Genomic DNA, 18,304 nt, shown 5'->3' with positions numbered 1-18,304 from the left:
AGCAGGAAGCAGGAAGCAGGAAGCAGGAAGCAGGAAGCAGGAAGCAGGAAGCAGGAAGCAGGAAGCAGGAAGCAGGAGAGATTAACCGAGACAAATGGTTTGCCAAAGATCACTTAACACAGCAATCCGGCGATTTATCATGGCGCCAATCCGCTGTCGCCAAAAAAGAAAATGGCCGAGAAATTATCTCGGCCATTTGTAGCCTGGTCAAAGACTCAAGCCTGGATATTACTCTTGTTCAACTTATTAGAAGTTGTACTGCAGAGCAACAGTCCACTCGTCGTCATGCTTCTCGATACCCTGGATCTTGTACTCGGTGTAAGCTTTCAGCTTCGGAGTGAAAGCGTACTGAACACCCAGCAGGGTCTCGTCAACCAGATCCTTGTAAGTAGAACCGGCAGCTTGAGCGTTGGCCTTGCCTTCTTTGAAGTTGTAACCAGCCAGGAAGGTCCAAGCATCTACGTTGTAAGAAGCAGCCAGCTCGTAACCACGGCCGTCATCTTTCAGACCCAGGCTCTTGTTCTTCACTTCGCCTTCAGTGTAAACACCGGCAAAATAGAAGCCATTGATAGCGTAGTGCGCGCCAATAGCCCACTCGTCTTTCTTACCAGTCTGACCATTAACTTTGTTTTGCAGGTCGGAGTAGGCATAACCGGCGTTGAAGCCCAGGCCGAAGTCAAAATCGTAACCGGCGGCAACGGCATAAGCTTTCTTACGCTTAACGTCGGAACCAAAGATGGCATCTTCTTTGACCTTCTGACCAACGTCAGTGATCTTGACCGCTACGTCGTCATTGGTTTGGTAGGAAACTTTACCTTTGAAACCACCGAAGGTGTTGGAGTAGATAACCTGGCCTTCCTGACGACCGTCATAGAAGTTACCCGCATCGCCCCACTCGTTGAAAATATCGGTCGGCTCGAGTACGTCGTAGAAAGCAGTGTCGGTCTGACCGAAGATGATTTTACCGTACTGGGTGCCGTCAAAGCCTGCATAGATATGACGAGCATCGAACTTGCTAGACTTACCGTCACTGCCCTTGTCGGAGTTTTCAGCAGCAACTTGCCACTCGGTCTTGGCGATACCGGACCAGGTGTTGTTCAGAGCAACTTTACCGGACCAGCCCAGACGGGAAGAACCAACCAGCTCGCCATCGGTATCATCGTGCTCACCGTAGTAGTTAGCCTGTACACGGCCGTATACGTCGAAAGTGGTACCGTCTTTGTCATAGATCACTGCGGCGTTAGCGGCGGATGCAAACAGAGCCGGAATAGCAATAGCCAGAATTGTCTTTTTCATAGTTTCCAATGCCTACTGTAATTAAACACTAAGTTGTTGTTATTCCCTGTGTTAGCGATGTTCTTTGCATCACTATGCCGCCGAGACTAGCACCGGATTTTTTGAACCGCAATGAAAAAACTTGGAACTTTTTACGCAAACCATAGTCATGGAGGCAAAAATGTGAGCCAAGTCTCACCTGACGGCAAGGTAAAAGGAAAACGTTTACAATGAATCATGCTGATTATTTGGACTCAAATAGTCTATTTTGCATGCAAATAACGCTAACTACCTGATAAACAACCAAAGTGGTCTGATCAGCGTAAAACTGCCGTGATAATGGCTGTTGCCTCGACCTCACCGAGGGGTTGCGGGTATCCTTGTCCTTCTATTAACCCCTAACTGGCCTTCTCTTCATGCTCTCTACTCGCCTCAAAGCAACCATTCGTCAAACCTATCGCCAGATTTCGGATGGATTACCCGGTTTTGTGCCGCGCAAAGAGCAGAACTTTCTGGTGGCCGAGATAGCCAAAACCCTGACCGGCGAGTACGACAAACAACGCCGTATTCTGGTTGCCGAAGCGGGCACCGGTATCGGCAAATCCCTCTCCTATGCGCAGGGCGCCATTCCGGTGGCGCGACTCACCCAGAAGAAGCTAGTGATCTCCACCGCCACAGTGGCCCTGCAAGAGCAGCTGATCCACAAAGACCTTCCTTTTTACCACCGCCACAGCGAGCTGCCGTTTCGCTTTATGCTGGTCAAGGGGCGTCAACGCTACTGTTGCGAGCATCTGCTGGAGCAGGCAGCCAGTGGCGCCGAGATGGCCAACTTCGAGCTCGACTTTGGCAGTCTGAGCAAATCCAAACCATCGGACAGCGACAAGGATCGCTACCAGGCGCTGTGGCAGGCCTACACCAATGGCAAGTGGGACGGGGATCGGGACAACTGGCCGGAGCCCATTCCCGACACGTGCTGGGATCGCATCGCCGCAGACCGCCACACCTGCAACAAGGCGCTGAGCCATCACCAGCACTGCCCCTTTCATCGCGCCCGCAACGACATGGAGAGCGCCGATGTGCTGGTCGTCAACCATGCGCTACTGCTCTCCGATCTCACCATGGGCGGCGGCATCATTCTGCCGCCCCCTGATGAGTGCATCTATGTGCTGGATGAGGCCCATCACCTGCCCACCATCGCCCGGGATCACGGCGCAGCGTCGGCCAGCGTCAAAGGCTCGCGTCGCTGGCTGGAGAAGCTGGTACAAAGTGCAGGCAAGCTGGCGCGGACTCTTAATAAGGAGAGCCTGCTCGACCCCCAACTCAAACTGCAGGATGCGCTGGCCACCATCCAGCCCGATCTGAAGGCGGTCGAGCAGTGGCTCAGCGCCAACGATCGGCTGTTTGGCACGGAACCCCACTACCGCTTCGTCGAAGGGGTATTGCCGGATCCCCTACCCATGCTGGCGGAGAATCTCAAGGAGTCGAGCAAGAAGGCGCTGCGGGCGCTGGATCGGATGCAGGGGGCCATAGGTGAAGCGCTGAAAGATGGCGAGATCCGCCGCAAGGAGGCCGAACCCCTGCTGGCCGAGAGCGGTTTTCATCTGCAACGGCTGGAGAGTTTCTGCGCCCTGTGGGAGATGCTGGGGCGCCATGTGCCGACCGGTAAAACCCCGCTCGCCCGCTGGATGGCCAAGAGCGATGACGGCGATATCTGGCTGCACGCCTCACCGATTGAGGTAGGCTATCTGCTGGAGGAGTGGCTCTGGTCGAAATGTCTAGGTGCCGTACTGGTCTCAGCGACCCTCACCGCCCTCTCTTCCTTTAGTTATTTTCGCCATCAGGTGGGGCTCAAGGAGCACGACGGTACCCGCTATCTGCGCCTGCGCTCCCCCTTTGACTACCAGAAAGCCGAGCTCTATCTGCCCAAGATGGAGCACGAACCCAACTCACCAGCCTTTACCAATGAACTCATCAGCGTGCTGCCACGTATTCTGGCGGGCAAGGAGGCGAGTCTGGTGCTCTTCTCCTCCTACCGCCAGATGAATGAGGTGGCCGTTGGCTTGCGAGCCAAGGGACTGTCACTGCTGGTGCAGGGGGAAGCCTCCCGCAATGCACTGCTCACCCTGCACAAGCAGAAATGCGATGGCGGTCAGGCCAGCATCCTGTTTGGTACCGGCAGCTTCTCGGAGGGACTGGATCTGCCGGGTCACTATCTCACCAATCTGGTGATCACCAAACTCCCCTTTGCGGTGCCCAACTCACCGGTCGAGGAGGCTACCGCCGAGTGGGTGGAGCAGCGAGGCGGCAACCCCTTTCTGCAACTGACGGTGCCAGAAGCATCGCGCAAACTGATCCAGGCCTGTGGCCGCCTCATCCGCAAAGAGGCCGATCGGGGGCGGGTCACCATTCTTGATCGACGTCTACTGACCAAACGTTATGGCAAGGGGTTACTTGATGCCCTCCCCCCGTTTACACGGCGGATCGAATAAATAAGCATGCCGTTATTGATAAATGAACTGACAACTGCACGAACATACACCTCCAGAAAGAGCCATTGCCGCAGTAGACCAAACCTGTAAAAATGAGCCCCTGTTTTCAGTGGGCAATCGCCTGACTGTTCAAGGAGATGAAATGAAACTGACTGTTCTGGTACCGGCGCTGGCTGGTCTGTTGTGGGCCGGTAGCGCCTTGGCTGATGCCAAACTGGAAGTATCCACCCCTTACATCGTGCAGTTGATTGATGGCCAATCCATCAACCCCCAGCTGCTCGACAAAACCAGCACCTTCCCCCTCTCTGCCGGCAAGCACCAGTTGGTCGTCGCCTTTGAAGGCAACTACTCCAGCCGTAACGAAATCAAGCTGGTGACCGCCGAGCCGCTGGTGCTGAACTTCACTGCAGCCGACAATCAGCAGCTGGTGCTGGACTATAAAAAGCCCCGCAATGAAGCAGAAGCCAAACAGTTCCTGAAAGATCAGAAAGTGGTGCTAAAAGACAAGGTCAGTGGCCAGCAAGTGAGCAGTGAACAGTTCGTAATGCCGAAAGTAGAGGGCTTCCAGCTGACCCGTGACTATCAGCAAGAGCTGATCAACATGGGCAAAGCTTTCAACCAGCCCAAAACCGTTGCCGTCTCCTCTGCTGCCGTGATGGCTGCCGCCAGCGCACCGGCCCAAGCCGCGCCCAGCAAGGCGCAAAGCAATCCGGAAGCCCTGACCCAGCTGCAAAACTGGTACAACAAGGCCGATGCGGAAACCCGCAAAGCCTTCCAGATCTGGGTTATCCAGCAGCAGTAATCCGGAAACATCATCCTGACCCGTCGGGAATGACAAGGGGAGCCTGGCTCCCCTTTTTCATATCCAGGTTCATCTCTGCATCGATGGAACAATGCCCTGATGTCACTGCATATTTTCTATCACCCCCTCTACTCCTCCCTGATCCTGCCCGAACGCCATCGCTTCCCGCTGGCCAAGTATCAGGGGCTGTTTGAGCGCTTGCAGGTGCAGGGTTACCCCCTTGGCGAAGCGCCGTCGGCCACCCGGGAGCAAATCTGTCGCATTCACGATGCTGATTATGTCGCGGCGGCCCTGAGTGGCCAACTTGAAGAGCGCGCCATCCGCAAGATCGGTTTTCCCTGGTCACCCATGCTGATGGAGCGCACCTTGCGCTCGGTGGGTGCCACTATTGCCGCCAGCCGCTATGCACTTGAGCAGGGCTGCGGCTTGCAGATCTCCGGTGGCTACCACCACGCCCACCGGGATCACGGCAGCGGTTTTTGTCTGTTCAACGATCTGGTGATTGCGGCCCAGGCTTGCCTCGACGAGGGGCGCTGTGAACAGGTGCTGATCGTCGATCTCGATGTGCATCAGGGAGATGGCAGTGCGGCCCTGTGCGCTGGACGGCGCGATATCATCACCCTCTCCCTCCATGGTGAGCACAACTTTCCCCATCACAAAGCCACCTCTCACCTCGACTTTCCGCTGCCAAGCGGCATGACGGACGATGCCTATCTCACCACACTGCAACAGGCACTCTCACTGGCACTGCGCCTCTATTCGCCGGATCTCATCCTCTATCAGGCGGGCGTCGATGTGCATCATGCCGACGAGCTTGGCTATCTCTCCCTGAGCGATGAAGGGGTGCGCCTGCGCGATGCCATGGTATTTGACTGTGCAATCAAGCATGGGTTGCCTGTCGCCGCTGTACCCGGTGGCGGCTATCGCCGCGACTGGCAACAGCTGATCCCGCTTCATATGTCGCTGTTTGAGGCGGCGCTCCACCGTTTTGGTTGATGGCATGGCTTATAGCGCGGACACCCCATCAGAGTGGGCGGCATTTCACCAGATAAAACAGAAGAGGCGACCCTTGGGTCGCCTCTTCGTGTTTTGTCCTCTCGGTCACACAAGCTCGCTCGTTGTCAGGCAAGCTCGGGACGCCTGAGGATAATTATCTCTGACGCTTGCGGGCGTACTTGCGACGGGCGCGGGCCTGACGCTCCTCTTCCCGCTCGGCCTTCTCTTTGGCTTTTTGCTCGGCTTCTGCGGCGGCTTCGACAATCTCGACGCTCACCATCTCCGGCGTCTCCAGCGAGATGCGGCCAAGCAAGCCGGAGCGGAACTCGTTGATCAGGATCTCGGACGCCTTGTGCAAGTCGGCCAGCCCCCCTTTGCGCATAAACGCCCGCTGGCGGGCGATCATCTCCAGCAGCTCGATCTCGGTCTCGGGCAACTCGTCAATCTGGTAACGCGCCTTGATCCGCTCCGGATAGGCCTTGATGAAGTAATCGGCGGCGAACATGGCGATATCGGCATAGTCGAACACCGTGTCCTTGATGGCCGCGGTGATGGCCAGACGATAACCGCAGGAGGGCGGATTGAGCTTGGGCCAGAGAAAACCCGGGGTATCGGTCAGGATAACGTTGTTATCCAGCTTGATCCGCTGCTGGGACTTGGTCACCCCCGCCTCGTTGCCGGTACGGGCGATGATGCGTCCCGCCAGAGTATTGATCAGAGTGGACTTGCCCACGTTGGGGATCCCCATGATCATCGCCCGCACGCCGCGCAGCTCAAAATTGCGCTCCGGCAGCATTTCGTGGCAGAGGGTCAGCAGTTGCTTGATCTTCTCCGGCTCTTGTTGCGTCAGCGGCAGCGCCTTGATCCCCTTCTCTTTTTCCATGTGCGCCACCCACAGATCGGTGATCGCCGGATCGGCCAGGTCCGCCTTGTTCAGCACCTTGATCACCGGGGTATCACCACGCAGCTCGGGCACCAGCGGGTTTTCGCTGGAGAAGGGGATGCGGGCATCGAGCATCTCGATGATCACATCGACCTGGGGCATGACCTCGGCAATCTCTTTGCGGGCCTTGTGCATGTGACCGGGGAACCAGTTGATGGACATATCCGTTACTCTCTGTGGGGGCTGCGGGCGCGCGCATGGAACAACAAGCGCTCTGCCGCGGGCATCGAACGAAGGGGGCGCATTTTACCTGCTGCGGGCCTCTTTTGACAGGTCATTCTAACCATCACCTCCTCAAATCAGCAAACCGCCGAGGCGGAGCAACCTTGCCGGAAGCGACCGGACCAACTGGCTCAATTGATAGATAACACATTGATATAGTGTAACATTTTCATCACTTTTTCACACAACCGTCACCGATAGTCAGTAAAAGTGTCATCTGCCCCCTCTAGGCTGCGCTCAGGTTTTACAAGGAGCGAACCCCAATGAGAAAAATGGCAGGACTTGCAGTGATGATCGGCGCCGCCCTGGCTGCCGGCTGCAAATCAGACAATGACACGGTGGCGACCAAGCCCGCAGCCCAACCCACCAACGTCATCTTCTTCCTCGGTGACGGCATGGGCCTCAACACCCTGACGGCAGCCCGCATCTACGGTGTCGGCGAAGAGGGTGATCTCACCATCGATACCCTGCCAGAGACGGCCTTTATCAAGACCTTCTCCCACGATGCCCAGGTCACTGACTCGGCCCCCTCCATGGCGGCCTACATGACCGGGGTCAAGAGCAACAACGGCGTCATCAGCATGGACGGCGACGCCACCTATGAGAGCGACTGCAGCAAGAGCGCCGGCAAGCCGGTGACCACCCTGCTGGAGCTGGCCAAAGCCGATGGCCGCGGTACCGGCGTGGTAACCAGTACCCGGGTGACCCACGCCACCCCGGCGGCTACCTATGCCCATATCTGCAACCGGGATCTGGAGGCCGATATCGCCGTCCAGCTGGTACCGGGCGGCAAAGGCTACAACAGCGCCCTCAAGGAGGGACTGGATGTGGTGCTCGGTGGCGGCAGCAGCTTCTTCCTGCCCAAAGCCGACAAGGGCAAGCGGGAGGATGGCCGCAACCTCATCAGCGAAATGCAGGCCAAGGGCTACCAGTTTGCCAGCAATCTGGATGAGCTGAACAAGGCCGATGCGGGCAAGCCGCTGCTGGGTCTGTTTGGTTCCAGCCACATGAAATATGACCTGGACCGTCCCGCCAGCGAGCCGTCACTGGCCCAGATGACCCTGGCCGCCATCAAGCAGCTCAAGGGCAAAGAGAAGGGTTACTTCCTGATGGTGGAAGGGGGCCGCATCGACCACGCCCTGCACGACACCAACGCCAAGCGGGCGCTGCAGGACACCATCGCCTTCGACAACGCCATAAAAGCCGCCATCGACGAGGTGAAAAAGAGCGACCCCGAGCTGAAAAACACCCTGATCGTGGTCACCGCCGATCACGACCACACGCTCGTGCTCAACGGCTATGCCAAGCGCACCGGCAAGACCACCGCCGACAACCCCGGCGTACTCGGGTTGGTGAAGAACTACGAGACTGGCGAGCCAAGCAAGGATAGCGAGGGCATGCCCTACACCATCATAGGTTTTGGCAACGGCTACAACCGGGTAGATGGCCCGCGCAGCAGCGTCGCCCCGCTCGACGATGCCACCGTCTCCGCCAATGACTACCACCAGGAAGTGGTGGTCAAGGTGGGCGAGATCGGCAACGAGACCCACGGCGGCACCGATGTCTTCCTCGGCGCCATCGGCAAGGGGGCTGACAGCTTCCATGGCTCACTCGATAACACCGCCGTGTTCGGCAAGATCAAGGCTGCGGCCAAGCTGTAAGGAGCACTTTCATGAGCAAACAGATGAACACATCCATCAAGCACACGCTGGTCTGCGCCGCCCTGTTCAGTGCGCTGGGCGCAACCTCCCAGGCACAAGCCGGTGATGCCAAAAACGTCATTCTCTTTATCGGTGATGGCATGGGCCCCACCGTGCTCACCGCCACCCGCCTGTTCAAGGTGGGGGAAGAGGGCAATCTGGAGATGATGAAACTGCCGCGCAGTGCCCGCATCAAGACCTTCTCCAACGATGCCCAGACCACCGACTCGGCCCCCTCCATGGCGGCCTACACCACCGGGGTCAAGATGAACAACGAGGTGATCGCCATGAGCAGCGACACCAAAGCCGTTGCCCCCGGCAAAGACGTCAATGGCAACAAAACCGTCAACAATTGCAGCAGCGATAACGGCAAGCCGGTGCCCACCATCCTGGAGCTGGCCAAGGCGGCAGGCAAATCGGTCGGGGCCGTCACCACTACCGAGCTGACCCACGCGACCCCGGCGGCTACCTACGCCCACATCTGCCATCGGGATGCAGCTTATGACATCGCCGCACAGGCCGTTCCTGGGGGCGCTGGCTATAACAGTGCCCTCAAGGATGGGGTCGATGTGCTGATGGGCGGTGGTGCCAACCACTGGACCCCCTACAGCGCCAGCAACAAGGGCGGTCGCAATGACAACCGCGACCTGACCGCGGAGATGAAGGCGCAGGGATACAGCTATGTCACCACCCAAAGTGAACTGGCCAAGGTCACCAGCGGCAAGGTGCTCGGTCTGTTCAGCAGCAAATCCCACCTCGACTACGAGCTGGATCGGGTCGCCAAGGGGGCTGCCAATACCCAGCCGTCCCTCTCCGAAATGACAGCCAAGGCGATCGACCTGCTGAGCAAGAACAGTCAGGGTTACTTCCTGATGGTAGAGGGTGGCCGTATCGATCATGCCCTGCACGGCACCAACGCCAAGCGCTCGCTCACCGACGCAGTGGCTCTGGATGAGGCGGTCAAGACGGCGCTCGGCAAGGTGGATCTGAAAGATACCCTGATCGTGGTCACCGCCGACCATGACCACACCATGACCATTAACGGCTACTCCGCCAAGGGCAATCCGGTGCTGGATCTGGTGAAAAATGGCGATGGCTCGACCCAGAACGACGTGGATGGCAAGCCCTTCACCACCCTGGTGTTCGGTAACGGCCCCAACCGCCCCGATGTACGCCCGGTCCTCACCAGCGATCAGGTGATGGCCAATGACTATCTGCAGGAGACCGGCGTCAAACTGACATCGGAAACCCACGGCGGCGGCGATGTGATGCTGTTTGCCGATGGCGCCGGCAGCAACCGCTTCAAAGGCACGCTGGATAACACCAAGGTGTTTGGCAAACTGCGGGAGGCGCTCGGCCTGTAAGCAGCAGGGGCCCGGTTGCATCTGAGCAATCGACTCAGCGGCCCGGGCCCCGGCTCTTTCGAGCGACAGATGATGATGCGACTTTTGCTTTCGTTATGGCTGCTTGGCAGCACCCTCGCCTTCCCCCTGCATGCTGACGACACGCCCCCGGATCTCGCCGCCCGGATCAGCTATCACGACCGGAACACCGGCAGCGATGGCATCGCCAGAGAGAGTGTCTGGCAAGAGAAGTGGCTGCGGGTGGGCAATCAGGTGTGGAGCCAGCGGCTCATTCCCCTCCCCCTTGCCCGTGCCTATCACGCCACTCACGACGCCACGCCCGGCCACAAGCACTTTACCCACCAGATGGCGGCCCGCTGGGTCAGCCGCAGTGATGAGGGTGAACTTCAGCTGCGCTATGCCGACAGCTGGCACAACCAGCTGGTTGAAGTGCCGGTGGAAGAATATGGCCAGGTGGCCTTCAAGCCCGACTGGCTGCGGATCCGCCATCTCGTCAACCCGGGGCTGATCGAGGGGATGACCCCGCTGGATGAGGCCGCCCCCGAGCAGGCCCGCTGGTATGAAAAGCGCGAAGGGCAGCAACGAACCCGCATTCTCTGGTCGAGTCAGTGGCAGATCCCGCTGGTGGTCGAGTCGGCCAGCCTCGATGGCTATCGCAGCTACCGGATGGAGGTGACCCTGCGCAAGCTGCCTGCGCAGCTCCCCTGGCAGCAACTCGCTGATTACGAAGTGCGCGATCTGCGGGATTTCTTCGACTGAGATCCCAACCCCTCAGCGAGCCCAACGACAACGCAGGCAGGAATGTTACACTCTGCATATTCGACTCTGGCTCACGACCTTGATGCGCGCTCTCTGCCTGCCTTTTTTTGCACTGCTGTTGTTGCTGGTACACACCGGTGCCCAGGCTATTGTGCTGGTGGCGGCCGAGCTGCCCCCTTACGTCATTCGCTCCTCTCACGGCAAACCAAGCGGTGTCGCCATCGAGATCATGGAAGAGGCCGCGCGACGCCTTAAAGAACCGCTCACCATCGAGTTGATGCCGCTGGCCCGAGCCCTCACCCAAACCGCCCATCGCAAGGATGTACTGCTGATACCGCCAGTACGCAGCTCTCAACGGGAGCATCTCTACTACTGGGTTTCCCCCATCCTTGATGAAGAGTTCCTCATTGTCAGCAATCGCCACAAGCATCCCACCCCGCTCATGATAAACGCGCTTCCTTCACTCAAGGTGGGCACCTTGCGTCACTCCTTCGGCCAGTATCTGCTCAAGCAGAGGCTGAATCTCGCCAGCCAAACCGTCGCCACCGAAGACCTCAATGCCCTCAAACTGCAACGAGGACGCATCGATGCCTGGGTCGCAGCCTGGAACGTCATCCTCTACAACCAGCAGACGGGCGGATTTTCCATCGATGAGATAGTAAAAGGCGAATCCTTGATGCGTACCCAGTTATTTATCGCGGCCAGCAAGGATTTTCCCTTCACCGAAGGGCGTCGCTGGCAAGCCGTGATTGACGAGATGCGCCATGATGGCACACTGGCGCGGATCATCCGTCAGTACAACTATCAGGTTCCTGAGTAGTCACTCAATCACGGTTGCCAAGGCCGGCCAGAATGGTTATGGTAGCCCCATGAAAATACTCGCTATTTCCTCGCATTTGCTCACACCCTGCTGAGCCCCCGCCTCGCTCCTTCGGCCGCGAGTCGCTTGGGGGCATGGCATTTTCAATCGATTGAACCTGTTGAATCCATTTTTGTAACACTTTGCGTGATGGCCAACCTGCACCCGCCGGTATGGGCCTATCCGCTATTGATAAGGAATATCTTATGAAACAACCTCATCTGGTTATCTCCAGCCTTGATCTGGACCGTATCGAACAACTGCTCGGCAACCACCCGCAGCATCTCGCCCTGCAAGAGGAGCTGGACCGCGCCGAGATCCGCGAACCGGCCGACATGCCGCCGGACGTGGTCACCATGAACAGCAAGGTACGCTTCAAGATGCAGAGCAGCGGCAACGAGTTCTGCCTCACCCTGGTCTACCCGCGCGATGCCAAGGGCGACGAGAGCAACATCTCGGTACTGGCGCCGGTGGGCAGCGCCCTGCTCGGTCTGAAAGTGGGCGACAGCATCGCCTGGCCGGGCCCGGCCGGTCGCACCATCGAGGTCGAAATTCTGGAAGTGGTTTATCAGCCGGAGCGCGCCGGCGAGCTGCACCGCTGAGTCCCCCGGGCTGGTCATCCCCTGTTGATCAGCCCGCTTGCTCGCCCTTGCCAGCTGATCCCGATCAAGCTTTGCGCACCTTGCCCCCCGGTTTTTAGCCCCTTTTCCTGCTGTTGCTTGAGCCTGACTCGGGGGGCAGGTATCTTGTTGGCCGCGTCATGGTCATGACGCACCGAATTTCAGGCTGACATCATGATAAAAATTGCCCTCATCGACGATCACCAGATCGTCCGATCCGGTTTTGCCCAACTGCTCAATCTGGAACCCGATCTGCAGGTGGTTGCCGAATTCGGCTCCGCCAGCGACGCCCTTGCCGGTCTGCCCGGCAGCGGGGCGAGGGTCTGCGTCTGCGACATCTCGATGCCCGACCAGTCGGGGCTGGATCTGCTCAAGCAGCTCCCCTCCGGTCTGGCTGTAGTGATGCTCTCGGTTCACGACAGCCCCGCCCTCATCGAGCAGGCGCTGCAAACCGGTGCCAAGGGATTTCTCTCCAAGCGCTGCAGTCCGGACGAGCTGATCGCCGCGGTGCGTACCGCCGCCCAGGGGGGGTGTTATCTGACGCCGGACATCGCCCAGAAACTGGCCAGCAGCAGCCGGGATCCCCTCACCAATCGGGAGCGGGAGATTGCCCAGTTGCTGGCACAGGGGCTGGAGGTGAAGGCCATTGCCGAGCAGCTTGGACTCTCCCCCAAGACGGTTCACGTCCATCGCGCCAACCTGATGGACAAGCTCAAGGTCAGCAACAACGTCGAGCTGGCCCACCGCATGCTGGATAGCTGGTGATCTCCCGTTTTGCCAGCTATGTCGCCATCGCGCTGGCGGCCTGCTTCATCTTTGCCGCCGGCTGGTTTTGCCTGTGGAGCATCAGCCTGCATCTGGCGGGCGGCCCGGCACTGGCGGTGCTGCTGTTCCCCTTCGGCCTGCGTCTCGGCCTGCTGTTGCAAAGTCCCGGTCGCTACTGGCTGCCGCTGCTGCTCTGTGAAGGGGGGCTGCTCTACTGGATCAATCTGGAGGTTGGGCTGCCCCACTGGCAGTGGTTGCTGACCGGCAGCCTGCTCACCCTGCTCCCCCTGCTGATTGCCCGCCGCCAGCCGGTGCGCAACGACTGGCAGCAACTGCTGTTGCTGCTCGCCACCGTCTCGGTGGCAGCCCTGCTGCAATCCCTGCTCTGGCATCTGGCGGGAGAAGATGGCCTCTCGGCCCTGCTGCTCACCCTCACCGGCGGGCTCACCCTCACCTCCACCTGCATGCTGATCTGGCACTACCTTACCCGCGCCACCTGGGTGCCGCTCGGTCCTGCACTGGTGGATCAGCCGGTAGACTGGCGCTTTCGCCATCTGGTCTGGTATCTGCTGTTATTCGTGCTGAGCCTCTGGCTTCAGCTGGGACTGCCCAACTCGCTGGTGCGATTTACCCCGTTTTGTCTGGCCATCCCTATCATCGCCATGGCGTGGCGCTACGGCTGGCAGGGGGCGCTGCTCGCAACCCTGATGAACACCATCGCCCTGCTGGCGAGCCAGGCCTGGCACGATCACCCCCTCGATCTGCTGCTCTCCCTGCTGGCCCAGAGTCTCACCGGCCTGCTGCTGGGCGCCGGGATCCAGCGCCAGCGCGAGCTCAATCAGGCGCTGGCCCGCCAGCTTGCCCACAATCGCCAACTCACCGAGCGGCTGCTGGAGACCGAGGAGAGCATCCGCAAGGAGGTGGCGCGCGAGCTGCACGACGACATCGGCCAGACCATCACAGCCATTCGTACCCAGGCCGGTATTGTTCGCCGCCTCGCCCCCGACAATGCGGGTGTGGGCCAGAGCAGCGCCCTGATCGATACCCTCTCCCTTGGCATCTACGACGCGGTGCGCGGTCTGCTCGGTCGCCTGCACCCGCGCCAGCTCGACGACATGACCCTGGAGCAAGCGGTACGGGCACTGCTCAGAGAGCTGGAGCTGGAGCGCCACGGCATCGTCACCCGGCTGGAGTGGCAGCTGGCGGACAGCGATCTCTCTGATGCCCAGCGGGTCACCCTGTTTCGGGTCTGTCAGGAGGGGCTCAACAACGTGGTCAAGCATGCCAACGCCCACTCGGTGACAATCCGGACGCGGCACGGTGAAGAACAGCTGCAGCTGGTGCTGGAGGATGATGGTCGCGGCTTGCCGCAAAGCCGCGCGGCGCAGGGCTATGGTCTGCTCGGTATTCGCGAGCGGGTGCAGGCGCTGGGAGGCACCTTGCAGCTCTCATGCGTCCACGGCACCCAGTTGACGGTCAATCTCCCCTGCCGCAAGCGGGAGGAGAGCCATGAGTAACCTCGCCCTTCATCAGGGAGGAGCCCCATGCTGAGCTTTATGAGAAGCGCACCGGCGCAACCGCCGATCCGCGAGCAGGCCGAGATCGACGCCACCTATCGTCACTGGCGGCTGCATCTGCTGCTGACCATGTATCTGGGCTATGCGGTCTTCTACTTCACCCGCAAGAGTTTCAACTTCGCCATGCCGGACATGCTGGCGAGCGACATGCTGGACAAGTCAGACATCGGCATGCTCTGGACCCTGTTCTACATCACCTACGGCTGCTCCAAGTTCTTCTCCGGCATCATCAGTGACCGCGCCAACCCGCGCTACTTCATGGGCGTCGGGCTGATGGCCACCGGCGTTATCAACATACTGTTCGGCCTCTCGTCGGCACTCTGGATGTTTGCCGCCCTCTGGGTCGCCAACGCCTTCTTCCAAGGCTGGGGCTGGCCCCCCTGCTCCAAGCTGCTTACCAGCTGGTATTCGCGCACCGAGCGCGGCGTCTGGTGGTCGGCCTGGAACACTGCCCACAACGTCGGCGGCGCGCTCATCCCCCTTATCGTCAGCACCATCGCCCTGCAACATGGCTGGCGCTACGGCATGATAGTGCCCGGCCTTATCGCCATCGTTGCTGGGTTGTTCCTCTGCTGGCGACTGCGGGATACCCCGAGCGCCATGGGGCTGCCGACAGTAGGCGAGTGGCGCAAGGATGCCATGGAGCTGGCCCAGCAGACCCAGGATGCGGGGCTCTCCCATCGCCAGATCCTGCGCAAGTATGTGCTGGGTAACCCCTATATCTGGCTGCTCGCCTGCTGTTACGTACTGGTCTATGTGGTGCGCACCGCCATCAATGACTGGGGCAATCTCTACATGACCGAGCAGCGCGGCTTCAATCTGATGAGCGCCAACTCGGCTATCTCCATGTTCGAGGTGGGAGGCTTTATCGGCGCCCTGGTGGCGGGCTGGGGATCGGACAAGCTGTTCAACGGCAACCGTGGCCCGATGAACCTCATCTTTGCGGTGGGGATCCTGCTGGCGGTGGGGTCACTCTGGCTGATGCCCTTCTTCAGCTATGTGATGCAGGCGGCCTGCTTCTTTACCATCGGCTTCTTCGTGTTTGGCCCCCAGATGCTGATCGGCATGGCGGCAGCGGAGTGCTCCCACAAAAATTCAGCAGGGGCAGCCACCGGCTTTGTCGGGCTGTTCGCCTACATGGGGGCGGCGCTGTCGGGCTATCCGCTGGCCAAGGTGATGGAGATCTGGCACTGGAACGGCTTCTTCGTAGTGATCTCGGTGGCGGCAGGCGTTTCGGCCCTGCTGCTGCTCCCCTTCCTCAAGGCGCAGGCACCGAGAGCCGCTCAAACGAATGCAGAGTAGCAGGTGGCAGCTGACGAGCTATATCCGGCAAGCAGAAACAAACAGGGCGCGGATCACCGTGCCCTGATTTTATTCCTGAACCGATTCCTGCATCAGGCAGCCTGACAGACCCGATTTTTTCCTTCCCGCTTGGCCCGATAGAGAGCGTCATCCGCACGGCTGAACAGGCTGTCAAAGTGCCACTCCCCCTGCCAGTGAGCAATACCCATGCTGACGGTGATATGGATCCCATCTACCTCGCAGGCCGCAAGCTGAACCCGCAGTGACTGGCAACGGGCGATCGCCTCCTCTGCGGTGGCATGGCGAAACAGCAGCACAAACTCCTCGCCCCCAAAGCGACTGGTCAATACGCCCTCCAGCTCGCGCAGTGCCAACCCGACCCGCTCCAGCACCCGATCCCCCACCTCATGACCATGCTGATCGTTGATCTGCTTGAAGTCATCCAGATCGAGCACCACCAGCGCCCCCTGCTGTGCAGGGCGTCCCCGGGCCAGACGCTCCATAAAACCACGGCGATTGAGTAACCCGGTCAGCGGGTCATGACTGGCCTGATAGCGCAGCTCCAGCGCCCGGTGCTGGTTGCAGAGCAGCAGCACCCCGAAGGTGAGCATGGAGCTACCCACCAGCATGGAGACATAGGGCAATACGTTGAACAGCTGACGCTGGAACGGGCTTTCGATCACCTCGCCCCACACGGTAAACATCCGCATCAGGGTCATGGCGATCAGCACCAGATTGAGGCCAATCAGCACCCAGACTGCCACCTGATAATCAGGGCGGCCGTGACGCCAGAGCTGCCAGATGATGAGCGAACTGAGCATGAGGAAGGTGGCGCTGCTGATCATCACTCGCACCGCAATCCGGCCATCGATGGCGACCGACCAGGTCATGATGGCGGCAAACAGCAGGATGAATCCCCAGCAGACAGGCCAGCCCGGCGATTGACGGAAGAAACAGCGTTGGGCGACCAGCAATAACGACACATGAAAAATCAGGAAGACATTACCCACCCAGGAGCCATAGGGGGTGGGTGTCAGCAGCAGACTGGCAAATCCCGCCTGACCCAGCATGGCAAACAGACTGGACCACCACCAGACCCCGACGCCGGGAATATCGTTGTGGGTAACGCGAATGATGGTAAGAGTGAGGAAACCGAGACAATAGCCACACAAGGCCATGATCATCAAGGTAAAAATATCCAGCTTAAGCAGTAGTGAGGCGTCCATACCAAAGCCATACAGAGAGGGTAACTGAGTATATGAGAAGCGTTTGCCAAGACCCAGTGCGACTTGATGGTTTTCACAATAAAGCCCGTTCGTTTGCTGACAAACAGAGCAATGCGTGTGATATCCCACCAATGCGTATTCGTATTAACCCCATAAAAAGCCTCTTACGGAGCCCAATAACTCAATAAGAGTCGCAAGCGGCGCCCTGACTTTGTAACAAAATGTCTTGGGGATAATTTGGGCTTGAACCCACTCAATTAGATAGATATGTTGTTTTCGTGTGATTTTATGAATGAAGCCATGAGCAATAAATGTCTCTAACCTGTTGAGTCTTCTGACACAATCTGTTTTTGGTACATTTTTCACTCAACCACTATTCATAGCATCTCATATGGGGCTTTTGTCCCGCTCAAGACATTAATCCTGTCTTGCCTGTTGCCGGATGCAGCAGTCTCTTGTGCCACGGAGTCGCACGGGATCAGGTTCAAGGCCGAACACACCACCGACAGAGACGTCACTTATGATCAAAAAACTGATTCTTTCTACTCTGCTGTTTTGCGGGATCGCCACGGCGGCCCCGACCCCAGCCCCTACCTCCACCCTGGATGCCGTGCTCGAACGCGGCGTGCTGCGAGTCGGCTTCGATGCAGGCTATCAACCCTTCGAGATGACCAACAAGCAGGGCCAATACATCGGCTTTGACGTGGATCTCGCCAAGATGGTCGCCAAAGAGATGGGCGTGAAGGTCGAGTTCGTCAACACCGCCTGGGATGGCATCATTCCGGCGCTGCTGACCAACAAGTTCGACGTCATCATGGGCGGCATGACCGTCACTCCCCAGCGCAACCTGCGAGTCAACTTCGCCGATCCTTACATCGTGGTCGGCCAGACCATAGTCCTGCGCAAAGAGAAGGCGGGCGAAATCAAATCCTTCACCGACCTCAACGACCCGAAATACAAGATCGCGGTCAAGCTCGGCACCACCGGCGAGCAGGCAGTCAAGCGCCTGATCCCCAAAGCCACCCTGCTGCAGTTTGAAACCCAGGATGACGCCAAGCTGGAAGTGATCAACGGCAAGGTCGATGCGTTCGTCTATGACCTGCCCTACAACGCTATTTTCGCTTCCCAGAATCAGGGCGCCGTGGTGCACCTCGACAAGCCGTTCACCTTCGAGCCGCTGGCCTGGGCCATCCGCAAAGGGGATCAGGACACCCTCAACTGGTTCAACAACTACCTGCGCCAGATCAAGGGCGATGGCAGCTACGACCGTCTCTACAAGAAGTGGTTCGAATCCAACGCCTGGCTGAGTCAGCTCAAATAACCTCAAAAGGGGGCGCCTTGCCGCCCCCTCTCGCAACACCCCACACAATAACGAGAAGAGGTTGTGACTGTGCACACACCCAAA

The 18,304-nt window shown here is 58.9% G+C and carries 15 protein-coding genes; 12 read left to right on the top strand and 3 right to left on the bottom strand.

The features are described 5' to 3' along the window. Window positions 1-246: 246 nt before the first annotated feature. Window positions 247-1,296: a porin gene (locus G5179_RS14130; RefSeq protein WP_421258582.1), complete on the bottom strand. Its 1,050-nt coding sequence runs from the start codon at window positions 1,294-1,296 to the stop codon at window positions 247-249. Between the two features lie 395 nt (window positions 1,297-1,691). Here G5179_RS14130 and dinG point away from each other — a divergent pair, with 395 nt between their 5' ends. The 3 genes from dinG to G5179_RS14115 all read left to right on the top strand — a co-directional run bounded on the left by dinG (window position 1,692) and on the right by G5179_RS14115 (window position 5,562). Next, window positions 1,692-3,764, top strand: coding sequence for an ATP-dependent DNA helicase DinG (dinG, locus tag G5179_RS14125; protein WP_421173160.1), 2,073 nt, complete (start codon window positions 1,692-1,694; stop codon window positions 3,762-3,764). A gap of 142 nt (window positions 3,765-3,906) precedes the next feature. Next, a complete protein-coding gene (locus G5179_RS14120) occupies window positions 3,907-4,566 on the top strand; it encodes a DUF2057 family protein (RefSeq protein ID WP_421254841.1) in 660 nt (219 codons plus the stop codon). A 99-nt stretch (window positions 4,567-4,665) separates the two neighbouring features. Beyond that, a complete protein-coding gene (locus G5179_RS14115; RefSeq protein WP_421258581.1) occupies window positions 4,666-5,562 on the top strand; it encodes a histone deacetylase in 897 nt (298 codons plus the stop codon). Between the two features lie 154 nt (window positions 5,563-5,716). Here G5179_RS14115 and ylqF read toward each other — a convergent pair whose 3' ends face one another. Continuing rightward, a complete protein-coding gene (ylqF, locus tag G5179_RS14110; RefSeq protein WP_421208174.1) occupies window positions 5,717-6,667 on the bottom strand; it encodes a ribosome biogenesis GTPase YlqF in 951 nt (316 codons plus the stop codon). A gap of 323 nt (window positions 6,668-6,990) precedes the next feature. On the opposite strand from ylqF, the gene G5179_RS14105 reads away from it, so the two are divergent. From G5179_RS14105 to G5179_RS14070, 8 genes are all read left to right on the top strand, one after another. Further along, window positions 6,991-8,388 (top strand): alkaline phosphatase, encoded by a 1,398-nt coding sequence (locus G5179_RS14105; RefSeq protein ID WP_005334065.1) that lies wholly within the window; start codon window positions 6,991-6,993, stop codon window positions 8,386-8,388. 11 nt (window positions 8,389-8,399) lie between these two features. Then, a complete protein-coding gene (locus tag G5179_RS14100; RefSeq protein ID WP_042655860.1) occupies window positions 8,400-9,791 on the top strand; it encodes an alkaline phosphatase in 1,392 nt (463 codons plus the stop codon). Window positions 9,792-9,863: 72 nt separating this feature from the next. Further along, the gene (locus G5179_RS14095) at window positions 9,864-10,550 is read left to right on the top strand and encodes a hypothetical protein (RefSeq protein ID WP_167566591.1); all 687 of its coding nucleotides are present in this window, start codon (window positions 9,864-9,866) and stop codon (window positions 10,548-10,550) included. A gap of 82 nt (window positions 10,551-10,632) precedes the next feature. Continuing rightward, window positions 10,633-11,370: a substrate-binding periplasmic protein gene (locus G5179_RS14090; RefSeq protein ID WP_158111102.1), complete on the top strand. Its 738-nt coding sequence runs from the start codon at window positions 10,633-10,635 to the stop codon at window positions 11,368-11,370. A 245-nt stretch (window positions 11,371-11,615) separates the two neighbouring features. After that, window positions 11,616-12,011: a nucleoside diphosphate kinase regulator gene (rnk, locus tag G5179_RS14085; protein WP_005334070.1), complete on the top strand. Its 396-nt coding sequence runs from the start codon at window positions 11,616-11,618 to the stop codon at window positions 12,009-12,011. A 192-nt stretch (window positions 12,012-12,203) separates the two neighbouring features. Then, window positions 12,204-12,794 (top strand): transcriptional regulator UhpA, encoded by a 591-nt coding sequence (gene uhpA, locus G5179_RS14080; RefSeq protein WP_005334071.1) that lies wholly within the window; start codon window positions 12,204-12,206, stop codon window positions 12,792-12,794. Then, window positions 12,791-14,311 (top strand): signal transduction histidine-protein kinase/phosphatase UhpB, encoded by a 1,521-nt coding sequence (gene uhpB / locus G5179_RS14075; protein WP_421258580.1) that lies wholly within the window; start codon window positions 12,791-12,793, stop codon window positions 14,309-14,311. The genes uhpA and uhpB overlap by 4 nt, the downstream gene beginning before the upstream one ends. 27 nt (window positions 14,312-14,338) lie before the next feature. Next, a complete protein-coding gene (locus G5179_RS14070) occupies window positions 14,339-15,673 on the top strand; it encodes an MFS transporter (protein ID WP_421258579.1) in 1,335 nt (444 codons plus the stop codon). Between the two features lie 92 nt (window positions 15,674-15,765). On the opposite strand, the gene G5179_RS14065 is transcribed toward G5179_RS14070, so the two are convergent. Then, window positions 15,766-16,899 (bottom strand): GGDEF domain-containing protein, encoded by a 1,134-nt coding sequence (locus G5179_RS14065; RefSeq protein WP_421258578.1) that lies wholly within the window; start codon window positions 16,897-16,899, stop codon window positions 15,766-15,768. Between the two features lie 520 nt (window positions 16,900-17,419). On the opposite strand from G5179_RS14065, the gene G5179_RS14060 reads away from it, so the two are divergent. Further along, complete coding sequence (locus G5179_RS14060; RefSeq protein ID WP_166740534.1) at window positions 17,420-18,220, top strand: transporter substrate-binding domain-containing protein; 801 nt, start codon at window positions 17,420-17,422, stop codon at window positions 18,218-18,220. The last annotated feature ends 84 nt before the right edge of the window (window positions 18,221-18,304 follow it).

The organism is Aeromonas sp. 600886 (assembly GCF_049174935.1).
GTDB lineage: Bacteria > Pseudomonadota > Gammaproteobacteria > Enterobacterales > Aeromonadaceae > Aeromonas > Aeromonas veronii_A.
This window is presented reverse-complemented; position numbering and strand designations above follow the sequence as displayed.